Source organism: Amycolatopsis sp. NPDC088138 (assembly GCF_044741685.1).
Taxonomy (GTDB): domain Bacteria; phylum Actinomycetota; class Actinomycetes; order Mycobacteriales; family Pseudonocardiaceae; genus Amycolatopsis.
Genome location: NZ_JBIUTB010000007.1, coordinates 179,227 through 199,324, shown reverse-complemented (window position 1 = coordinate 199,324; position 20,098 = coordinate 179,227). Strand labels below are relative to the sequence as shown.

General features: G+C 69.2%; 17 protein-coding genes and 1 tRNA gene. 5 read left to right on the top strand and 13 right to left on the bottom strand.

Features of this window, described 5'->3' with window-relative positions:
* Window positions 1-91: 91 nt before the first annotated feature.
* Window positions 92-5,869 (bottom strand): hypothetical protein, encoded by a 5,778-nt coding sequence (locus tag ACIOD2_RS37435; RefSeq protein ID WP_400549367.1) that lies wholly within the window; start codon window positions 5,867-5,869, stop codon window positions 92-94.
* 153 nt (window positions 5,870-6,022) lie between these two features.
* Window positions 6,023-6,493, bottom strand: coding sequence for a MarR family winged helix-turn-helix transcriptional regulator (locus ACIOD2_RS37430; protein ID WP_400549365.1), 471 nt, complete (start codon window positions 6,491-6,493; stop codon window positions 6,023-6,025).
* A gap of 73 nt (window positions 6,494-6,566) precedes the next feature.
* On the opposite strand from ACIOD2_RS37430, the gene ACIOD2_RS37425 reads away from it, so the two are divergent.
* Window positions 6,567-7,760 (top strand): FAD-dependent oxidoreductase, encoded by a 1,194-nt coding sequence (locus ACIOD2_RS37425; protein ID WP_400549363.1) that lies wholly within the window; start codon window positions 6,567-6,569, stop codon window positions 7,758-7,760.
* On the opposite strand, the gene dcd is transcribed toward ACIOD2_RS37425, so the two are convergent.
* Both dcd and ACIOD2_RS37415 read right to left on the bottom strand, forming a co-directional pair.
* A complete protein-coding gene (gene dcd / locus ACIOD2_RS37420; RefSeq protein ID WP_328447029.1) occupies window positions 7,757-8,338 on the bottom strand; it encodes a dCTP deaminase in 582 nt (193 codons plus the stop codon). The two genes, ACIOD2_RS37425 and dcd, sit on opposite strands and share 4 nt — an antisense overlap.
* 23 nt (window positions 8,339-8,361) lie before the next feature.
* A complete protein-coding gene (locus tag ACIOD2_RS37415; RefSeq protein WP_400549361.1) occupies window positions 8,362-9,555 on the bottom strand; it encodes an oxygenase MpaB family protein in 1,194 nt (397 codons plus the stop codon).
* 110 nt (window positions 9,556-9,665) lie between these two features.
* Between ACIOD2_RS37415 and ACIOD2_RS37410 the strand changes: the two genes are divergently transcribed.
* A tRNA-Gly gene (locus ACIOD2_RS37410) sits at window positions 9,666-9,736 on the top strand.
* A 263-nt stretch (window positions 9,737-9,999) separates the two neighbouring features.
* On the opposite strand, the gene ACIOD2_RS37405 is transcribed toward ACIOD2_RS37410, so the two are convergent.
* From ACIOD2_RS37405 to ACIOD2_RS37390, 4 genes are all read right to left on the bottom strand, one after another.
* The gene (locus ACIOD2_RS37405) at window positions 10,000-10,533 is read right to left on the bottom strand and encodes a hypothetical protein (RefSeq protein WP_400549359.1); all 534 of its coding nucleotides are present in this window, start codon (window positions 10,531-10,533) and stop codon (window positions 10,000-10,002) included.
* A 641-nt stretch (window positions 10,534-11,174) separates the two neighbouring features.
* Window positions 11,175-11,471 (bottom strand): hypothetical protein, encoded by a 297-nt coding sequence (locus ACIOD2_RS37400; protein WP_400549357.1) that lies wholly within the window; start codon window positions 11,469-11,471, stop codon window positions 11,175-11,177.
* A gap of 17 nt (window positions 11,472-11,488) precedes the next feature.
* Window positions 11,489-12,679 carry an RNA polymerase sigma factor gene (locus ACIOD2_RS37395; RefSeq protein WP_400549355.1) on the bottom strand — a complete coding sequence of 397 codons (1,191 nt, stop codon included), beginning with the start codon at window positions 12,677-12,679 and terminating at the stop codon, window positions 11,489-11,491.
* On the bottom strand, window positions 12,676-13,026 hold the full coding sequence (locus ACIOD2_RS37390; RefSeq protein ID WP_400549353.1) for a YciI family protein: 351 nt from the start codon (window positions 13,024-13,026) through the stop codon (window positions 12,676-12,678). Before ACIOD2_RS37390 ends, ACIOD2_RS37395 begins: the two co-directional genes overlap by 4 nt.
* 118 nt (window positions 13,027-13,144) lie before the next feature.
* Between ACIOD2_RS37390 and ACIOD2_RS37385 the strand changes: the two genes are divergently transcribed.
* Window positions 13,145-14,344: a cytochrome P450 gene (locus ACIOD2_RS37385; RefSeq protein WP_400549351.1), complete on the top strand. Its 1,200-nt coding sequence runs from the start codon at window positions 13,145-13,147 to the stop codon at window positions 14,342-14,344.
* Here the strand turns inward: ACIOD2_RS37385 and ACIOD2_RS37380 are convergent.
* Window positions 14,341-14,991 carry a hypothetical protein gene (locus ACIOD2_RS37380; protein ID WP_400549349.1) on the bottom strand — a complete coding sequence of 217 codons (651 nt, stop codon included), beginning with the start codon at window positions 14,989-14,991 and terminating at the stop codon, window positions 14,341-14,343. The two genes, ACIOD2_RS37385 and ACIOD2_RS37380, sit on opposite strands and share 4 nt — an antisense overlap.
* An 88-nt stretch (window positions 14,992-15,079) precedes the next feature.
* On the opposite strand from ACIOD2_RS37380, the gene ACIOD2_RS37375 reads away from it, so the two are divergent.
* Both ACIOD2_RS37375 and ACIOD2_RS37370 read left to right on the top strand, forming a co-directional pair.
* Window positions 15,080-15,457, top strand: coding sequence for a nitroreductase family deazaflavin-dependent oxidoreductase (locus ACIOD2_RS37375; RefSeq protein WP_400549347.1), 378 nt, complete (start codon window positions 15,080-15,082; stop codon window positions 15,455-15,457).
* Window positions 15,458-15,465: 8 nt separating this feature from the next.
* Window positions 15,466-15,999: a GNAT family N-acetyltransferase gene (locus ACIOD2_RS37370; RefSeq protein ID WP_400549345.1), complete on the top strand. Its 534-nt coding sequence runs from the start codon at window positions 15,466-15,468 to the stop codon at window positions 15,997-15,999.
* Here the strand turns inward: ACIOD2_RS37370 and ACIOD2_RS37365 are convergent.
* The 4 genes from ACIOD2_RS37365 to ACIOD2_RS37350 all read right to left on the bottom strand — a co-directional run bounded on the left by ACIOD2_RS37365 (window position 15,989) and on the right by ACIOD2_RS37350 (window position 20,072).
* A complete protein-coding gene (locus ACIOD2_RS37365) occupies window positions 15,989-16,315 on the bottom strand; it encodes an MmcQ/YjbR family DNA-binding protein (protein WP_400549343.1) in 327 nt (108 codons plus the stop codon). The genes ACIOD2_RS37370 and ACIOD2_RS37365 overlap by 11 nt on opposite strands.
* 38 nt (window positions 16,316-16,353) lie before the next feature.
* Entirely contained in the window at window positions 16,354-18,048 is a 1,695-nt protein-coding gene (locus tag ACIOD2_RS37360) for a bifunctional metallophosphatase/5'-nucleotidase (protein ID WP_400549341.1), read from the bottom strand.
* A gap of 113 nt (window positions 18,049-18,161) precedes the next feature.
* Window positions 18,162-18,941 (bottom strand): alpha/beta fold hydrolase, encoded by a 780-nt coding sequence (locus ACIOD2_RS37355; RefSeq protein ID WP_400549339.1) that lies wholly within the window; start codon window positions 18,939-18,941, stop codon window positions 18,162-18,164.
* A 51-nt stretch (window positions 18,942-18,992) separates the two neighbouring features.
* Complete coding sequence (locus ACIOD2_RS37350) at window positions 18,993-20,072, bottom strand: Gfo/Idh/MocA family protein (RefSeq protein WP_400549337.1); 1,080 nt, start codon at window positions 20,070-20,072, stop codon at window positions 18,993-18,995.
* Between the last annotated feature and the right edge of the window lie 26 nt (window positions 20,073-20,098).

Here is a 20,098-nt window from a genome sequence, read left to right as displayed (position 1 = left end):
ACGTATCACGGAACGATTACAGCGAGAACCCTCCTAACGAACTATCACTCTTCGCACTGTGGCGAACACACGATTTCGAGAACGGTTTCCGTCAGCTTCGGCGCGTCCTTCGGACGGCCAGTAGCAGCAGGACACCGCACCCCAGCAGGGACAACGCCGTAAGACCCGCGGGAACCGGGTCGTACCCGGTGTCGGGCAACGGTGCCGGCCCGGGTTCCTGACCAGGAGAAACCGGCGGCGTCACCACGTGGACCGTGGTGGATGCACTGTCCCACACCGGTTTCCCGGGTTGCTCGGTGTCGGGCGTCCCGGTGGCCGTCGCGGTGTTGCTCACATCACCACTGGTCGGCGCGGTCGCCGTGCACGTCCATTCCTGGTGATCGGCGACGGGAAGGCGCGGGAACTTGCGGGCACAGGCGGGATACGCGGGGTCCGTGACGTCCACATCGGCCAGGTCGACGTTCCCGGTGTTGCGCACCACGAGCGTGAAGGTCACCGTCCCACCCGGACGGATCGTCGGGTCGGCCTTCTTCTGCAGGTCGATCGCGGGTTTTGCCACCTTCGCCGGTGCGTCGTCGGTCGCCGTGACGGGTTTTCCGTTCGGATCGTCGCCGGTCGCGGTCACCGTATTCGTGAGGTCGTCATTGCTCATCGTCACAGCACAGGTCACCGGTTTCGACGATTCTCCGGGCGCGAGCGTCCCGATCACGATCGAGCATTTCGGAGCGATCGGGTCATTCAGCGTTACGCCGGTCAGCGTAACGTCGCCGGTGTTTTTCGCGACGACCGTGAATACCGCTTCCTGCCCCGGGAGAACCGGTTTTGCCGGCCCGGTCTTCGTCACGGTGATACCCGGGCCGATCACGTTGACGCTGGCGTCGTCGGACGCCGTCACCGGTCGCCCGGTCGGGTCGTCGCCGGTCACCGACGCGACGTTCGTGACGTCCTCGCGCACGGCGACCGAGCACTGGCGCGTCTCCTTGCCGCCGACGTCCAGCTTCGCGACGGTGAACGCGCAGCCCGGCGTCTTGTCGTCGGTGACGGCCACGGTGGTCAGCGGCACGTCGCCGGTGTTGGTCACCGTGATCGTGTACGTGACCTCGTCACCCGGGCGCACCTGCTCGGGCGAGACCGACTTGTCGATCTTCACCGCCGGGTGGATGACGTCGACGTCCGCCTTCGCCTCGCTGGTCACGAGGTCGCCCGTCGGCGGCGTCCCGGTCACCTTCGCGACGTTCGTGACGTCGTCGGCGGGCGCGGTCATCGTGCACGCGTACCGCTCGACCCCCTTGGCCGGCAGCGCGCCGATGCTGCGCACGCATTCGGAGGCGATCGAGTCGGCGACCGTCACCGAGTGCAGGTCGACGTCGCCGGTGTTGGTCACCACGATGTCGAACGGCACCGAGTCGCCGGTGCGGAACGGGCCGCCGCGGACGTTCTTGGTGATGCTCAGGCCGGGGTGCTGGACCACGAAGGTGGCGTCGCCGGTCGCCGTCACCGGCCGGTTCGTCGGGTCCTGGCCGGTGGCCGTGGCGGTGTTGGTGAAGCCGTCCCTGCCCGCGACGGTGGTGCACGTGTACGTCTCTTCGCCGTCGGGCGCCAGGGCCGCGACGGTGTGCGCGCAGGCCGGGGTGCGGTCGTCGGCGACCGTCACGTCGGTGAGCGGCACGTCACCGACGTTCTTCACGAGGATGGTGAATGTGACGGTGTCGCCTTCCCGGACCTCGTACGGTGTCGCGTCCTTCATCAGGGCGAGCCGCGGGTGGATGACGTCGACCGCGGCGGTGGCGGTGGACGTCACCGGGCGGCCGGTCGGGTCGGTGCCGGTGACACCCGCGGTGTTCGTGAAGTCGTCGCTCGGGGCCTTGGTGGTGCAGGTGTAGGTCTGGACTTCGGCGAGCGCCAAGGTGGCGAACGTCTTCGGGCACGACTGCGTCTGTTCGTCGGTGACGGCCACAGTGGACAGTGGGACGTCGCCGGTGTTCGTCACGACGATGGTGAAGGTGACTTCGTCGCCTTCACGCACTGTCTTCGGCGAAGCCTCCTTCGTGATGGTGATCGCCGGATGGATGACGTCGACCTTCGCGTCGTCGTTGGCGTCCAGCGGCGGGCCGGTCGGCGGCTTCCCGGTAACCTTCGCCGTGTTGACGACGTCGTCCGCCGGGGCGGCCATCGTGCAGTCGTAGGCCTGCTTTTCCTTCGGTGCCAGCGTTTCGAACGTCTTCGCGCACTGCGGCGCGGTCTCGTCGGTCACCGTCACGCCGGTGAGCGGGGAGTCGCCGGTGTTCTCGACGGTGATCGTGAACGTCACCGTGTCACCCTCGCGGAACGGCCCGCCCTTGACGTCCTTGGTGATGGACAGCCCCGGGTGCAGCACGGTGTACGACGCGTCGTCGGTGGCCGTGACCTGGCGATCGGTCGGATCCGTGCCGGTCGCGGTGGCCGTGTTCGTAAAACTGTCGGTGCCCGCGGTTACGGTGCAGGAGTGGTGCTGTTCGGCACCGGGAGGGAGGGAGCCGATGGTCTGAGCACACGACGGCGTCCGGCTGTCCACAACGGACACTTCGGTCAGCGGCACGTCGCCCGTGTTCTTCACGACGATCGTGAACGTCACCGTGTCGCCCTCACGGACCTGGGCGGGCGCGGCGTCCTTGGTGATGCTGATCGCCGGGTGGATCACGTCCACCGCGGCCTCGGCGGTCGACGTCACCGGGCGGTTCGTGCCGTCGGTTCCGTTGGCGGTGGCGGTGTTGGTGAAGTCCGCTTCGCCGGCCACGAGCTTGCAGGTGTAGGTCTGCTTCGCCTGGGGTGCCAGCGTGCCGAGACGCTGGGCGCACTCCGGGGCGAGCTGGTCGGCCACGAAGACGTCCCGCAGCGGGCTGTCACCGGTGTTCGTCACGGTGATCGTGAACGTCACGGTGTCGCCCGCACGGACGACCTTCGGGTCGGCGTCCTTGGTGATCGCGATGCCCGGGTGGATGACATCGACGGGCGCGTCGTCGGAGGCGGTCACGACGGGGCCGACCGGTGGTGTGCCGGTGACCTGCGCGGTGTTCGTGAAGTCGTCGGCCGGCGCGGTGCCGGTGCAGCCGAAGCCCCACGTGCCACCGGGTTCGAGTGTGCCGTCGAAGGTTTGCGCACAACCGGCGACGAGCGCGTCCGCGACCTGGACACCGGTCAGCGGCACGTCACCGGCGTTGCGGACGGTGATCCGGAACGGCACGGTGTCGCTTTGGCGGAAGGGCCCGCCGGTGACGTCCTTGGTGATCGTGACGGCCGGGTGCTGCACGGTGAACGAGGCGTCGTCGGACGCGTCCACGGGCCGCTTCGTCGGATCGGTACCGGTGGCCTTCGCGGTGTTCGTGAAGCCGGCCGGGCCCGCGACGGTGGTGCAGGTGTAGGTCTGCTTCGCCTGCGGTGCCAGGGTTCCGAGCGGCTTCGCACACGGGGCGACCTCGTCGTCGGCCACGGCGACGTCGGTGAGCGGCACGTCGCCGGTGTTGGTCACGGTGATCGTCCAGGTCACGGTGTCGCCCTCGCGCACCTGCGCGGGAGCGGCGTCCTTGACGATCGCGATCGCCGGGTGGATCACGTCGACGACGGCGTCGTCGGTGACCTTCACCTCGCGGCCGAGCTGGTCCTTGCCGGTGGCGGTCGCGGTGTTCGTGAAGTCGTCGGCCGGTGCCGGGGCGGTGCAGGTGTAGGTCTGCTTCGCCTGCGGTACCAGGGTGCCGAACGTCTTCGCGCACGCCGGGGTCCGGTCGTCGGTGACGGCGACGTCGGTCAGCGGCACGTCACCGGAGTTCGTGACGGTGATCGTGAACGTGATCTGGTCGCCGGTGCGGACGGTCGCCGGTGAGGCGTCCTTCGTGATGGTCAGCGCCGGGCTGATCACCGTGACGGTCGCCTGGGCCGTGTCCGTGACCGGCTGGCCGGAGCGGTCGGTGCCGGTGGCGGTGACCGTGTTCGTCGTGGTCTTCGACGGGTTCGCGGTGCAGGTGTAGGTCTGCGACGCGCCCGCGTCGAGGCTGTCGAACGTGCGCGAGCACGACGTCGTCGTGTCGTCGGTGAGCTTCACCGGCGCGAGCGGGCTGTCGCCGGTGTTCTTGACGGTGATCGTCCACGTGACGGCCTCACCGGCGTGGATCACCGGCGGGGTGGCGGTCTTGGTGACGTCTATGGCCGGGGCGATCGTCGGCGCGGGTGCGTCGGCGGTGGCCGTGACCTGCTTGCCGAGGCCGTCGACGCCACTGGCGGTCGCGGTGTTGACGCCGTCTGCGACCGGGGCCTTCGCCGTGCAGGTGAGGGTGCGGGTCTCGCCGGGCTTCAGCACGCCCGCGAGCCGTTGCGCGCACGACGGCGTCTTCGGGTCGGTGACCTGCAGCGCGGTGAGGTTGGCGTCGCCGGTGTTGGTGACCTTGAGCGTGAAGGTCACGGTGTCGCCGGCGCGGTACGCGGCCTTGTCGGCGGACTTCGTGATGCCGATGGCCGGGTGGATGACGTTCACCGAGGTCGTCGCCGTGCCGTCCAGCGGATCGCCGAGCGCGCTGGTGCCGGTGGCCTTCGCGGTGTTCGTGAAGTCCTTGTCCGGCGCCGTCGCCGTGCAGGTGTAGCTGACCGTCTGCCCGCCCTTGAGCGTGCCGATGTCCTTGCTGCACGCCGGGAACGCGTCGTCGGCGACCTTCACCCCGGACGCCGGGGCGCCGCTCGGATTGGTCACGACGATGGTGAACGTGACCGGCTCACCCGGGTGCACCTGGGCCGGTTCCGCGCGCTTGCTGATCTGGAGCTCGGGCACCGGCGTCGAGAAGGCGAGGTTCTGCGCCAGGTAGGAGTCGCCGCTGGTGGCGAAGCCGAGCTTGGCGCTGGTGGCGCCGGCCGGGATGGTGTCGACGTTGAACGACTTGGCGTCCACGCTGAAGTTGTTCTTCACGGCGGGATCGCTGGCGTTGTCGGCGTTGGAGATGAAGAAGTTCGTCGTCCCGCCGGCCGACGGTTCGGCGGCCGGTTTGTCGTTGATCAGGAACTGGTCACCGGAGATGCCCCAGTCGCCTTCGTAGGCGGTGACGCCGACGTGCGCGTCCGCGGCGGCGGCGCGGAACCCGGTGATCGTCGTGTTCGTGGGCTTGTCGGTGCTGTTCTGCCGGACGTGCCCGTCGTAGACGAACACCTCGCGCTTGTTCGGCGCGTAGTCGGCGTTGCGTTCCGGGTAGGCGTAGACCAGGGCGACCGACCACCCGCCCATGCAGTTGAAGCCCTTCGGCGCCCAGACGTTGCCGACGGTCAGGTCCAGCGCGGACCCGGTCGGCGCGGTGGCGAACTGCTTGGTGACGTCGGCGTAGGCGGAGTAGTACTGGCCGCCGCTGAACGTGTCGAGCGGGTCCTCGGTGTAGGCCGCGGGCGGCACGTCGACGGATTTCCCGTCGCCGATGGTGAGCCGGACGTCCTGTTTCGCCGGTGTTCCGGGCGGCACGATCGCGGCCGTGTTGTTGTTGCGCGACTGGCACATCTTCGTCGGCGACAACACACCCGGCGACGTCGTGTAGGCGCCGGTGTTGCCCGCCCAGTTGAGCCGCGCGAAGACGATTTTCGCGCCCGGCGGAATGGTGACCGTCGCCTTGGCGGAATCGAAGGTGCCGCGGTCGGCGTCGACGTCGGCCCACTGCATGAAGAAGTTGTCGTTGACGAGGGTGTCGCGCCGGTCGGCGGTGTTCGCGCAGGTCGCGGGCGTGTTGCCGCTGCCGGTCGTCGGCGCGTTGTCCGCGTTCACCGGGCACCGCACCACGCCGTTGCCCGCGTAGAGGAAATCGCCGTAGACGACGTCGTCGTAGTTCAGCTGGAACGGCTTGACGACCGTCGCTTCAGCCAATGGTGTGATTGCGGAAGCCGCGAAAACCAGGGCCAGGACCAGCAGGAGCCGAAGAGGTTTTCTGGACAGCGGCATACGAGCACTCCCGGGGGCCGAGGCGACTTCCGGAGCCTGGCACGCGCTCGTCCTTCCCGCCCTTTTTGGCCCCGGTGATCACCCGCCCGGGGAATCCGTCAGCTTCACCGTCGACTCGTGGGTGATGGCCGCGGCCGCGGCGACGAACCCGATCACCGTGCGGAGCTCGTCGTCGGAGTAGCGCTCGCACAGCTCCAGGACCTTGGCGACCAGGTGGTCCCAGAGGTGCATGCTGCGCTCGATCGCCCCCGGGTCGAGCGCGATGAGGACCTTGCGCCGGTCGTCCGGGTGCGGCTCGCGGCTGACGAAGCCCTTGCGCTCGAGCCGGTCGATCAGCGCCGTCACCGACGCGGGCGCGAGCCCGGACAGCCGCGCCAGCTCCTTCGGCATCTGCGGGCCGAGCCGGGCGAGGTAGTCCAGCACCTTGCTCTCGACCGGCGACAGCCCCCGCGTCTCCGCGATCGCGGTGTGGAACATCACCGTCTCCGTCGACAGCTCACGGGCCCCGAGCAGGACCTCTTCGACCAGCTTCGCTCGCTCGCTTGACACGGCGACCAGCGTAGCCCACTCTTTAGTTCGACAGAACGAATTAGTTTCTAAGAGTTTCGAGGGGATGAACAACATGACACGGGCACTGATCATCGGGGGCGGGATCGCGGGGACGATCACGGCCATCGCACTGCACGAAGCCGGCCACGAACCGCTGCTGTTCGAGGCCCACGACCGCGGCGCCGAGGGCGTCGGCGCGTTCCTGACGCTGGCGGTGAACGGCCTGGACGCGCTGCTGCCGCTCGGCCTGAAGGACGTCGTCAAGAGCACCGGCTTCGACTCGCCGCGGATGTCGATCGGCCTCGGCGACGGCACGCGGCTGGCCGAGTTCTCCCTCGGCGGCGCGCTGCCGGACGGCACCGTCAGCCAGACCGTGCTGCGCTCCGACCTGTACGTCGCCCTGCGCGACGAGGCCGCGCGGCGCGGGATCCACGCCGAGTACGGCAAGCGCCTGATCGGCGCGAGCCAGACGTCTTCGCAGGTCACGGCCGACTTCTCGGACGGCTCCCAGGCCACCGGCGACCTGCTGGTCGGCGCCGACGGACTCCGTTCGCGGGTCCGGACGATCATCGACCCGGACGCCCCGGCACCCAGGTACGTGCCGACGCTCAACACCGGCGGGTTCGCCGAAGGCCTGACGCTGCCGGACGAGCCGGGCGTGCTGAACATGGTCTTCGGCCGGAAGCTGTTCTTCTGCCACGTCGTCGCCCCGGACGGGCGCGTCTGGTGGTTCGCGAACCCGGCCCGCAAGACCGAGCCGACCGCGTCCGAGCTGGCCACGCTGGCCGGCGAGAAGCTGCGGGCCGAGCTGCTGGAGCTGGTGGCGCGCGACCGGACCCCGGCAGCCGAGGTCATCCGCGCGACCCGCGACGTCTACCCGGCGTGGCCGACGTACGACTTCCCGACGGTCCCGGTCTGGCACCGCGGCCGCATGGTGATCATCGGCGACGCGGCCCACGCGACGTCACCGGCGGCGGGCCAGGGCGCGTCGATGGCCATCGAAGACGCCGTCACGCTGGGCAAGTGCCTGCGCGACGTGCCGGACGTCGGGCAAGCACTGGCCACCTACGAAGGCCTGCGGCGCGAGCGTGTCGAAGCGGTGGTGGCCCAGGGCAAGCGCAACGGCGACGACAAGGTGATCGGCCCGGTCGGCCGGGTGATCCGCGACTTCTTCATCAAGCGCGCGTTCGCGAAGCCGCAGACCGAGGACCCGAACGCCTTCATGTGGAACCACCACATCGACTGGGAGGCTCGGGTGGCCGCTTAGCGCCAGGTGTCGACGCGGTGGAAGTTCTTGTACGCCCGGCTCGGCGTCGGGCCGCGCTGGCCCTGGTAGCGGGACCCGGCTTCGCTGGAGCCGTACGGGTGCTCGGCCGAGCTGGACAGCCGGAAGATGCACAGCTGGCCGATCTTCATGCCCGGCCAGAGCGTGATCGGCAGGTTCGCGACGTTCGACAGCTCGAGCGTGATGTGCCCGGAGAAGCCGGGGTCGATGAAGCCCGCGGTCGAGTGGGTCAGCAGCCCGAGCCGGCCGAGCGACGACTTGCCCTCGAGGCGGCCGGCCAGGTCGTCGGCCAGGGTGACGAGCTCGAACGTCGAGCCGAGCACGAACTCGCCCGGGTGCAGCACGAAGGGCTCGTCGCCCTCCTTCTCGACCATGGAGGTCAGCTCGTCCTGCTGCAGCTGCGGGTCGATGTGGGTGTACTTGCTGTTGTTGAAGACGCGGAAGAACCGGTCGAGCCGGACGTCGACGCTGGACGGCTGGACCATGCCGGGGTCGAAGGGGTCGATGCCGAGCCGGCCGGCGTCGAGCTCTTTGCGGAGGTCACGGTCACTGAGCAGCACGCCGGGAAGCCTATCCGGTGGGTTCAGGCCGCCCGCATGTGCTGCGCGTACGTCGTGTCGGGCGAGAAGAGCTTCTCAAGCCGCTTCACGTACCCGCGGCGCCCCGCCTCACCGATCCGTTCCTGCAGGGCGGTGGCCCCGGGGATGAACCGCCGCACCGTCTCGGCGGCGAAGTTGACGCCGGCCGCGGTGACGATCACGGCCTGCGCGACGGGGTCGTCCGGCAGGCCGAGGAAGTCGGCGTTGGTCTTCCCGAGCACGAGCCTGCTGATCGAGGAGTGCACGGCGACGGAGACGTGGGACAGCACCTTCCCGACGGCCCCGCGCCCTTCGCCGACAGCGGCGTTGGCCTCGACCAGCGCCTTCGCGAGCCGCTTGGAGTCGTCGTCCGGGATGAACTCGGTGGCGGCGAGCAGCCAGAGCAGCCGCCACGCGTCCTCTTCGTCACTGGGCAGCAGCTCGTCGTTGACGCCCATGAGCCAGCCGATGTAGCGCCAGAGGTGCAGGATGTCGCCGCGCTCGCGGGCGGAGTAGCGCAGGCCGAGCAGCTGAGTGCCGAAGACGTAGACGAGCGAGAAGAGCAGCAACGTCCCGGCGGTCTGCACCTGGTTGACGGGCTTGTCCCAGGCGGCGTAGTCCCAGTCGTCCCGCCGGTTCATGGCGGCGCGCACGTGGGCGTGCACCACCCGGATCCGAAGCGCGGACGCGTACCCGGTTCGCCCGTGCTTCAGGGCGCCGGGCGTGGTGACGTCGATCCACCAGGCCGCGGTCTCGACGAGCCGCCGGGTCGCCTTGTACTCGATCTCCCCGGTCCCGACCAGCGACTTCGTCGCGCGCGACGCGAGGTAACCACCCATGAGCGACATGTCCCCGAGCGGAAAGAGCCCGAGCAACCCGGCCCGGGTGATGGCCTTGGCCCCACGCTCGAGCCGCTCGTCATCAACCCAGTACGGCTTCGCCTCGACAGCGTCGAAGAAGACCTTCAGCGGCCCCTCAGCTGCGGCGCCGTCCTTGAGAGCGTCCTCGAAGAGCCGATGCCCCTGCCCCCTCGGCTGCCGCGCCATCCAGGCGACGACGTCATCGGCCAGCCGGTCCTCGACCTGGGCGAACTCCCGAAGCCGCGCGACCTGCCGCTCGTCACCCCGGATGTCACCCTCGATGAACAGCCGCGAAGCGAGCCGGAACCCGCCCTCCCGGAACAGCTCGGGATCATCCATCCGGCACACCTCCGACGTCGACAACAAGTGTTGTCACTTGACGCGCCGACGTCAAGGAGGGGAGGGTCTGGACAGGAGGATCTCCACGCCGTGTATGCTTGCCACGCACTGCGGATGTAGTTCAATGGTAGAACATCAGCTTCCCAAGCTGAATACGCGGGTTCGATTCCCGTCATCCGCTCTCATGGAGAAGCCCCAGGTCACACGGTGTCTACTGTGGACCTGGGGCTTTCTCTATCTCCGGTATTCACTTCTCGCGTGCCATTAATGTGCCATTAGCCGACGGGCACCGGTTGGCCGTCCTGATCTTCATCGTCGTCCGGAGTGACCCAACCAGAAGCGGCACCGGCTCTGCCGTGTCGTTGGGCAGTTGCTGCCGAACTTGGCTCCGTGGGATCAAGAGTGGCACGCAAGCGTGCTGCTGCCGAGGAGGGTCGTCCGGCCTCAGCGCGACGCATTGCGGCCTGTCTCCGAGCCCAGGTCGAGCCTCATCCTCTCGACGGCTGCGTCGAGTGCCTGTACGAGGGCGTCGGCTTCGTCGCCCTCTGTTCGCCCACTGGCCAGTGCGTCCTGGTAGGGAGACAACGCCTCAACCACCTGCTCGGCCGCCGCAATCACGTCAAGTGGGGCTAGAAACCGAATCTGCCCGTACATCATCGCGGCCGAGTCACCAAGCTCGCGCACGTCGTTGGTCAACTGCGCGATTGTCTTCACAGGTCCGACCTGCCCGAACCTGGTCTTCGCTTGGCGGTGCGCGTTCGCCGCATCGCCAAGTTCGTCGGCAGCTCTTCGGTAAGCGGCAATTACCCGGTAGAACTCGGCATAGACACCCGAGCGACGCTCCCGAGCACGTTCGACGCGCGCCTCTTCCGCTCGCTCATTCTCACGCCAGGCGCCGACTACGACCGTCACCAGCACACCCAGCAGGCCAACAGCGGCTACAACCAATGTCCCCCACCAGGGAGTAGGTGTCGTCATTGAGCCCTCCTCCTGCATCGGATGCCGCTCCGGAGCCTAGGAGCAGCAGGGTCGATGACTGCGACGACGCGCCCGGCGCAGCGGACAGGGAACCACAGCCAGCCTCGGGGCCGACCACGCATGTCGAGGCCGTAGGGCTAGAGAGGCGTGCTCATCGCCCGGACGGCCGCTGATGGCGCACCTGCTGATCTCTAGCGTTGTTCCTATGGACGCCACGCCGTATGAATGGACACCACACGGATTGCCCTGCTACCGGTCACAGGCCGCTCCAACCTTCCTGTGCACGGAGTCTCAACTACGAGGGCTAGGGCTGGCGCCCGGGAGCGTGCCCTGCGCTTACGTCGATTCGCAGTACGGCCCGGCCGCGCTGTACCTGATCACTGAAGCGCAGCTTGCGCAGCCCGAGAAATGGCCGCCGACTCACCCCGAAACTGGATCATGACTACGGCCGCGTTCTGGCTTCGTATCAGGGTGGCCCCGGGGGGGTCTGGGCGAGGCGCAGCTCATGCCATTAGCTGCCATTCAGGCCGGTCAACCAAGGTCAACAGCGGGTACCACGAGGTAGGCCCACTCGCAGGTCAGAGCCACCTTCGAGCATGGTCACCATGGTTCCCAAGCTGAATACGCGGGTTCGATTCCCGTCATCCGCTCTCAGCCGAGGGCCCCGGATTTACGATCCGGGGCTTTTCGCTTTCCGGTTCGGGCGCATGACACCAGCGCACCTGATGGTCGGGTTCGTCGCGGTGTTCGAGCAGGCCGGCGTCGACCAAACCGAGCAATGCCTTGTAGAGGCCGCTGCCCAGCTTGTTCTCGGACCAGAAGATCCACTTGATCCCGGCCCACTCTTCGTCACCGCGAAATACGCCGAGCTCGATCGCCAGGAGATATTCCGCGTCCTCCAAGTCGGTCCAGTCGGCCAATCGCTCTTTCAAAGCCATGAGTCGATTGTCCGGGTCTAGCGCAACTGGTTTATCCGTTGACGCAGGTGCGCGGCGTGGGCGGCCGGGAGTCCGGTTTCCACCGCGCGGTCCAGCGCCTCCGCAGCTGAGGGCGAACCCATGCGGTGCAACAACTCCGCTCGAGACGCGTGCCACCACGGGTACCCCTCCAAACCAGGCAATGCGTCCACCAAAGCCAAAGCCGCCGCCGGGCCGTCCCGTTCCGCCACCGCTGCCGCGCGGTTCAGGCGGACCACGGCTGTGTCCTGGACCGACAGAAGCACGTCGTACCAGGAGATCACCGCGTCCCAGTTCGTCTCGGCGTACGACGGGGCCAGGTCGTGGCAGGCCGCGATCGCTGCCTGGACGACGTACGGGTTGGGCACCGAAGGCGTTCGCCGCAGGCCGACGCCCACCAACGACACGCCTTCCTTGATCAGGTCGGGGTCCCAGAGCGAGCGATCCTGCAGAGACAGCAAAACCGGCACACCGTCGGCAGTGCGAGCCGCGCGGCGGGCGTCCTGCAGCAGGACCAGCGCCAGGAGGCCGAGGGCCGTCGGCTCGTCCGGCATCAGTTCCGCCAGCAAACGCGCCAGGCGGACGCCCTCAGTGGTCAGCGAAAGGCGGCCGGTGTAACCCTCGTTGAAGATCAGGTAGACCGTCGACGCCACCCCGGACAGCCGCGACGGGAGTTCGTCGGCAGCCGGGACGCGGTAGGGAATGTGCGCCTGGGCGATCTTCTGCTTCGCGCGCGTCAGGCGTTTCGCCAGCGTTGCTTCGGGGAGCAGCAGCGCGCGGGCCACCTCCGCCGTCGACAAGCCGCCCAGCGTGCGGAGGGCCAGCGCCACGGACGCGTCCGGCGACAACGCCGGGTGGCAGCACGTGAAGACCAGCCTCAGCAGATCGTCGCGGACCGAGAGCGGGTCGGGGTACGGGTCGACGGCGGGCATCGCGTCGGCCTCCTTCCCGAGCCGCTTCGCTTCGCGGCGGACGACGTCGACCGCTCGACGGCGGGCCGCGACCAGCAGCCAGCCGCGTGGGTTGTCGGGGACGCCGTCGCGCGGCCACGTCTCGAGGGCGCGGACCACCGCGTCCTGGACCGCGTCTTCGGCCAGGTCGACGCTGCCGGTGACGCGGACCAGCGTGGCCAGTACCCGGGTGCCCTCGTCCCGGACCAGCCGCGCGACCGCGTCACCGGCGAAGGTCACTTGCCGAATTCGACGACCGGCCGGACCTCGATCGCGCCGTCCCAGGCGCCCGGGATCTGGGCCGCGACCTTGACGGCTTCGTCGAGGTCGGCGCATTCGATGAGGTAGAAGCCGGTGAGGGCTTCCTTCGTCTCGGCGTACGGGCCGTCGGTGGTGGCGATGTCGCCACCCTTGCCGCCGGTGACGCGCACGGTCGTCGCGGTCGCGGTCGGGTAGAGGGCCGCGCCACCGCGGATCACGGCCTGCGCGGCCGCGCCGAACTCGTCGTAGTCCCGCATCATCCCGGCGGCCTCGGGCTGGGTCGGGTCGACGTCGGAGGCGTAGATGATGGCGGCGTACTTGGGCATGACAGCTCCTCGCAGGGGTCGACCGGCGCCGATCGCCGGCTCTCACTGTAAGGACGAACGGGCGAAGCCGCGCCAGGACACTTGCCGCGAAAAAACTCCGGCGGGCAGGGTGGGACCCATGGGAGAGCCCGCGCTGTTCGGTCCGGACTTCGATCGCGACCCCTCACCGGCCTACACCTGGCTGCGCGAACGGCCACCGCACCGGCTCGAGTTCCCCAACGGCGTCGCGGCCTGGCTGATCACCCGGTACGACGACGCGCTCGTCGCGCTCGACCACCCCGCCCTGCTCAAGAGCCCTTTCGCGGGCAACGAGGAGTGGCAGCGCGCGGAGATGGGCCTGCCCTTGGACCACCGGCCGTCACTGGCGACGAACATGATCAACACCGATCCGCCCGACCACACCCGGTTGCGACGCGCCTGCGCCGGCGCCTTCGCGCCGCGACGGATGGCGAAGCTGCGCGAACGCACCCAGCGCGTGACCGACAGCCTCCTCGACGTCGTCGAGGCCCGCGGGCACGGCGATCTCGTCACCGAACTCGCCTATCCGCTGCCGATCGCGATCATCTGCGACCTGCTCGGCGTGCCGGAGTCCTACCGCGAGGCCGTGCACGAGTGGTCGCTGGTCATCGACTCCGCGGACGACTCCGACGGGTCGAAGGTCCGCGAAGCCACCGACGCGCTGGAACGCCTGGTCACCGAGGTCGTCGACGTCAAGAGGGCCGAGCCGGACACGGACCTGGTCAGCGACCTCGTCGCGCAGCAGGCCGAGGGGCTGCTCAACGCGGACGAGGTGACGTCGACGGCGTTCCTCATCCTCATCGGCGGGCACGAAACGACCGTGGGCCTGATCGCGACCGGTGCCCTCGCGCTCCTGACCCACCCGGACGAGGCCGGCCGGGCCCGTCGCGATCCCGCGCATCGCGCCGCCGTCATCGAGGAGACGCTCCGGCTGCACGCACCACTGCAGAACGCCACCTGGCGGTTTCCCGCCGAGGACGTGGAAATCGGCGGCCGGCTCATGCGACCAGGCGACCCGATCCTGGTTTCGGTGCTGGCCGCCAACCGCGATCCCGCGGCGTTCACGGACCCGGACGAGTTCCGGCCCGGACAGCGGAGCGGCGACCGGCGGCACGTCGCGTTCGGCGCCGGACCGCACCTCTGCATCGGCGCCGCGCTGGCGCGACTGCAGGCCGACGTCACGTTCGAGACCGTCCTGCGACGGCTTCCGACGGCGCGGCTGTCCGTTCCCGAAGAAGAACTGACGTGGTGGCCGAGCCCCATCACGCGCGGGCTCTTCCACCTGCCGATCGAGCTCTAACCTTCGACGAGCTCCCAGTCGCTGTCCGGGGTCTCGCGGTCGTAGACCTGGCCCGGCGCCGCCTTCAGGACGGTGCTGACGTCCGGGTACAGCTTCGCGACGTGCTCCAGCTCCAGGCCCTCGACCTCGAAGTCCTCCGCTTCCGGGACCTCGAAGCCGACGAACAGCCACGTGCCGTCCTGCTCGCGGACGACCTGGCGGACCGCGCGGACCGGGCGCTCGCGGCCGGTCGGGATCTCGGTCAGGCCGCTGCTGATCTGCGCTTCGTCGTCCGGCGAGCCGGCGAACTCCCAGGCGGCGCGGCGCTGGGCGAGCAGCCGGATGTCCTCGTCCTCGTCGTCGGAACCGGTGACCGACGAGAGCAGCCACGTGCGGTGGTCCGGGTCCCAGTCGGCGGCCATGCCCGTCGGCATCCCGGCCAGCGCCGCCAGCTGCGGGAGCAGCTCGAGGGCCTCGCGGACCGACATCTTGCCGAAGTTCTCGCGGTTGACCAGCACGTCTTCGGAGAGCTCGGTGCCGTCGCTGATGAACCAGTCGTCTTCGTCGTCCAGCACGACGAAGCCCAGTGCGTCCGCGTCGGAGACCAGGGCCATGGCGATGATGACCGGTGCTTCCGGGTCCTGGCGCAAGGGCCACTCGGTCGACATGGGCCATATCCCACCATCGGGCGACCGCGGGCCGGGACCCGGGGTCGCCCGCTCGCTGAATTCATCATGCGTTGATATTGTGTCCCGCATGGTGCTTCCCAAGGGGCTCGCCCGGTTCAACCGGGTCGCCACCAACCGCGTCAACAAGTACGTCGTCAACTGGGCACCCGGCTTCGGCATGATCGTCCACAAGGGACGGAAGTCGGGCAAGGAGTACAGGACGCCGGTGAACGTCTTCCGCACGGCGGAGGGGTACGTCGTCGCGCTGACGTACGGACCCGACGCCGACTGGGTGAAGAACGTGCTGGCCGCGGACGGCTGCACGATCGTCACGCGCCGGAAAAACCAGCACGTGCACGGCGCGCGGCTCGTGCATGATGAGTCGCGCCAGGCCATGCCGATCCCCGTGCGGCAGTTCCTCGGCCTGCTGAACGTCCACGACTTCCTGCTGCTCAAGCGGGACTAGGGGGAGCAATGCTCGAGGGCGACCTCGTCCGGCTGCGTGCGCTCGAACCGGAGGAAGCCGACCGGATCCACGGCTGGGTGCACGATCCCGAGGTCGGCCGGTGGATGAACCACAGCTACCCGCGCTCGCTCGCCCAGCTGCGCAAGCGTGCCGAGGAACGCCCGGTCAACAGCTACGAACTGGTCGTGCTCGGGATCGAGGCCAAGACCGACGGCAAGCTCATCGGCATCGTCGACCTGCGGGACGCCGAGCCCGAGGTCGGCAACGCCGAGCTGGACATCTACATCGGCGAGGCCGAGTACCGGGGCGGCGGCGGTTACGGCACCGAGGCGCTGCGCCTGATGTGCCGCTACGGCTTCAACTCCATGCGCCTGCACATGATCACGCTCTGGGTGGTCGCCGAGAACGAGCGCGCCCGGCACGTCTACCGCAAGGTCGGGTTCTCCGAAGACGGCCGCCACCGCGAGGTGTTCGTCGCGGCGGACGGCAAGCGTCACGACATGATCCTGATGAGCATGCTCAAGGGCGAGCTCAAGTGGTGAGCCGGCGCGGCGCCTTCAGCCGCCACGCCTCTTCGAGCAGCTCACGCAGCTGATCGACGTCGACCTCGTCCAGGTCGACGATGATCGAGCCGGAGCCGTCGTAGTGCGGTGTCGTGAAGAAGGCGGCGTCGCCGGATTCCAGCAACGCCGCCTTCTCGTCGTGGCCGCACATCACGACCAGGCCGCCTTCGGCCTCGGTGCGCAACCGCGCGAACCCCTTGCCCGCCACCTTCAGCGCGGGCGTGCGGTACCAGGTCGCCGCCTCGACCTCGGGCAGTTCCGAGGCCAGGCGGACGACGTCTTCCCAAGTCGTCATGGGTCCATTGTCGACCCGGCGTCTTGGAAAAACCGGATCTACGGCAGCAGGGTGATCCGGTCCGCCGCGGGCGGGGCCAGGTTCGGGTGGGCGCCCAGGTACGCGGTCAGCGCGTCCAGGTCGACCGGCCCGCCCGCCAGGTTCGTGCCCTTGGTGAACTCGGTGAAGCCGTCACCGCCGGCGGCGAGGAAGTTGTTCACCGACACGCGGAACGTCGCCGCCGGGTCGACCGGCGTGCCGTTCACCGTGAGGTTCGAGATCCGCGAGCCCTGCGGCGCGGACGCCGAGTAGCTGTAGTGCAGCGAGCTCGAGATCTGCAGGAACTTCGGGTTCACCCCCGGCGCCCACTGCTGCTCCAGCACGTTCTTCAGGTTCGCGCCGGTCAGCGTGATCGTCTGCATGATGTTCGAGAACGGCTGGACGGTGAACGCCTCGCCGTAGGTCACCACGCCGTCGCCTTCGCCCGCCGGGGACGACGCGTAGGTCAGGTCGGCGCGGATGCCGCCCGGGTTGGTCATCGCGATGACCGCGCTGTTGGACTGCGTGCCCGCCAGCTGCGCGTCGGCGATGACGTCGCCGAGTGCCGACTCGCCGGCCGTGTTCCCCGCCGCCTTCAGGTCCGTGGTGATCGTGCCGACCTGCTTGTTCGCGATCGGGCCCGACTTCGCCGTCGCGTTGGCGACCAGCGCCGCCACCGCCGGGTCCGGGGTGACCGTGCGCGTGACGATCTCGTTGTGCGCCTGGGTCGCCGACCGGACGACGTCGCGCGTCTTCAGGTTGATCTTCAGGTCCACGACGGACAGCAGGCGGCCGAACGACGCGCCCTGGATGACCGTGCGCGGCTGGCCGGCCGGGTCGTTGATCACGCAGTTGTACTGCTGGTGGCTGTGTCCGGTGAAGATCGCGTCGACCTTCGGGGTCACCGCCTTCGCGATCGCGGTGGCCGGGCCGGGCAGCACCCGGCAGTCGTTCGGCCCCTCGAGCTCGGTGCTGTCACCCTGGTGCAGCAGCACGACCTGGGACTTGACGCCGAGGAAGTCGAGCAGGTTCGCGGTGCGGTTGATCGCTTCGACCTCGTCGCCGAACTTCAGGCCCTTGATGGCCTCCGGCGTGACGACCGACGGCAGGTCCTTCAGCGTCGCGCCGATGACGCCGATCGGCACGCCACCCTCGAACTTGACGGTGAACGGCAGCAGCGCCGGCAGGCCGTTGGTGAAGTACACATTGGACCCGAGGAACGGGAAGTCCGCACCCTTGAACTTCTTGTCGAACTGGCAACCGTCGGTCGGGTGGCAGCCACCGAACTGCATGCGCTGCAGTTCCTGGTAACCCTCGTCGAACTCGTGGTTCCCCACGACGGACGCGTTGACGCCCAGCATGTTCAGGAAGTCGATGGTCGGCTCGTCGTGGAACAGCGCCGAGGTCAGCGGCGACGCGCCGACGTTGTCACCGGCGGAAACGACGAACGAGTTGCGCACCTGCGACCGCAGCTGCTTCACGTGCGTGGCCAGGTAGGCGGCGCCACCGGCGTCCACTGTGGTCCCGTCGGACTGCGTGACGCGGCCGCTGGAGCCGGCCGGGGGCTCCAGGTTCCCGTGCAGGTCGTTGAAAGCGATGATCCGGACGTCGGTGGTCGGGTCCGGGCGCTGGCCCGCGGACGCGGGTGCGGTGGTCACCGCCGTCGTCGCCAGCGCGGCCGCGGCGAGCACCACGAGCCGGGTTGAAAGCCTCATGCGTGTTTCCTCCGATTCGCGCCCAGATCCCCTTACGGGCGCACGGCGGAGGATTCTGCCTCGCTGAGGGGTCAGCGACCAGGGTCAAAAGACGGACGTAAAGCGAATGTCACCTAACGGCTTCCTTCGAGCAGCGTCTTCGCGACCAGGCCCGGGTCGTCACCCATCGGCACGTGCCCGCAGCCCGGGAGCAGCTTGAACGTCCCGTCCGGAGCGATGTTCCGCAGATCGGCGACCCGCGGCCGGGCGAGGATCCGGTCGTGCTGGGCCCAGGCGATCGTCACGGGGATGCCGGTGACGGGCCCCGTGAAGCGGAAGCTGCCGCGGGACTGCGCGGCGGTCGGCTCGAAGCCCGGCGCGGTCGCGAGCGCGTGGGCGTCCTCGACGACGGTCTCGGGGCTCTGCAGCTCGGGCCGTCCGACGATCATGCCGGTCAGCGCCCTGCGCCCGGCCGCCGTCGCGGCGATCCGGCGCACGACGTGCGGTGGTGTGCGCTGGGCGAGCGCCCGGTGGGCCTTGAGCGTCGCGATCGCGTAGACCTTCTGCCGCCGGTTCCACAGCCCGGCCGGCGACAGCGCGGTGACGCTGCGGACGAGCCCGGCCCGGCCGAGCTCCAGCGAGAGCAGGCCGCCGAGCGAGTTGCCCGCGACGTGCGGCCGGTCGAGGCCGAGCTCGGTGAAGAGCTCCTTGAACATCACCAGCGCGGGCTCGACGCCGTAACCGCCGGACGGCTCGGGTGACTCGCCGAAGCCGGGCAGGTCGACGGCGATGACGTCACGGTACGGCGTGAGCAGCGGAAACACCGGCGACCAGGCCTGGCGGCGGTGACCGATGCCGTGGATCAGCACCAGCGGTTCGCCTCGGCCCGCGCGGTCGTAGACAACGTCGTCCATGACCCGAGAGTAAGTCCGGGTTGACGGAAAAGCTACAACCGCCGGTAACAGTTACTCTGCGTCCGGGTGAACCCGGGTGCCGGTGTCGGCCGACCGCTGGACGGCGTCCAGCACCCGGTACACCCGCAGCGCGTGCCCGAAGTCCGGCAGGTCGCCCTTGAGGTGGCGCGCGTACGCGTGCGCGACGTTGTACGACGGTTCGGACGCGCGCCCGGCCAGCTGCGGCAGCTCGTACCTGGCCGGCACGGCGAGCCGCTCGAGCGTCCCGGTGCGGCTGCCGCGCAACGTCAGCTTGGAGATCCAGAACAGCGGGTCCGCGGCGTTGACGACCAGCGTGCCCTCGGTGCCGTTGATCTCCCAGAGGAAGTCCGTGGCCGGTGACGTCCCGCCGCGCAGGTGCAGCGACACGATCGCGCCGCCGTTGAGCACCCCGGAGACGGCGATCTGGTCGGGCACGGTCATCGGGACGGCGTCGCCGGTGACCTCGTCGCGCACCCGCGGCCGGACGGTCGCCATCGTGGCCGACAGCTCGGCGAACCCGCCGAGCACCATGTGCAGCGTGTCGGCGGTGTGCGCGAACGGGATGCTCAGCAGCGTCGCCCCGCCCTCGGGGTGCAGCTGGTAGTCGCGCCCGGCGCGCACGCTCGAGCCCCAGTTCCCGCCGGACGCGATCAACGACGTCGAGAGCACACGGCCGACGTAGCCGTCCTTGATGAGGTCACGCAGGTAGCGCAACGCCGGCGCGGAGCGGCCCTGCAGCCCGACGGCCGTCTGCCCGTCCTTCGCGGCTTCGGCCAGCGCCTGGGTCTCCGCGAGACTGACGCCCAGCGGCCACTCGCTCAGCACCTGCTTGCCCGCGGCCAGCGCGGGCTCGATGAGAGCGCGGTGCTCGGGCACCTTCACGGCGACCACGACCAGGTCGACCTCCGGGTGCCGCGCCAGCTCCCCGGCGTCGCCGAAGGTCAGCGGCACGCCGTACTTCTCGCCGGCCACGCGCGCCGACTCGGCGCTGCTCGCGCTCAGCGCGCGGAGCTCGTAGCCCTCCACCGCGGCCAGCGCGGGCACGTGCGCGGTCGCGGCCCAGCCGCCGTTCGCGCTGAGCCCGACGATGCCGACCCGGACCGGTGCCATGAGCGTTCCTTTCGTTTCCCCCACAA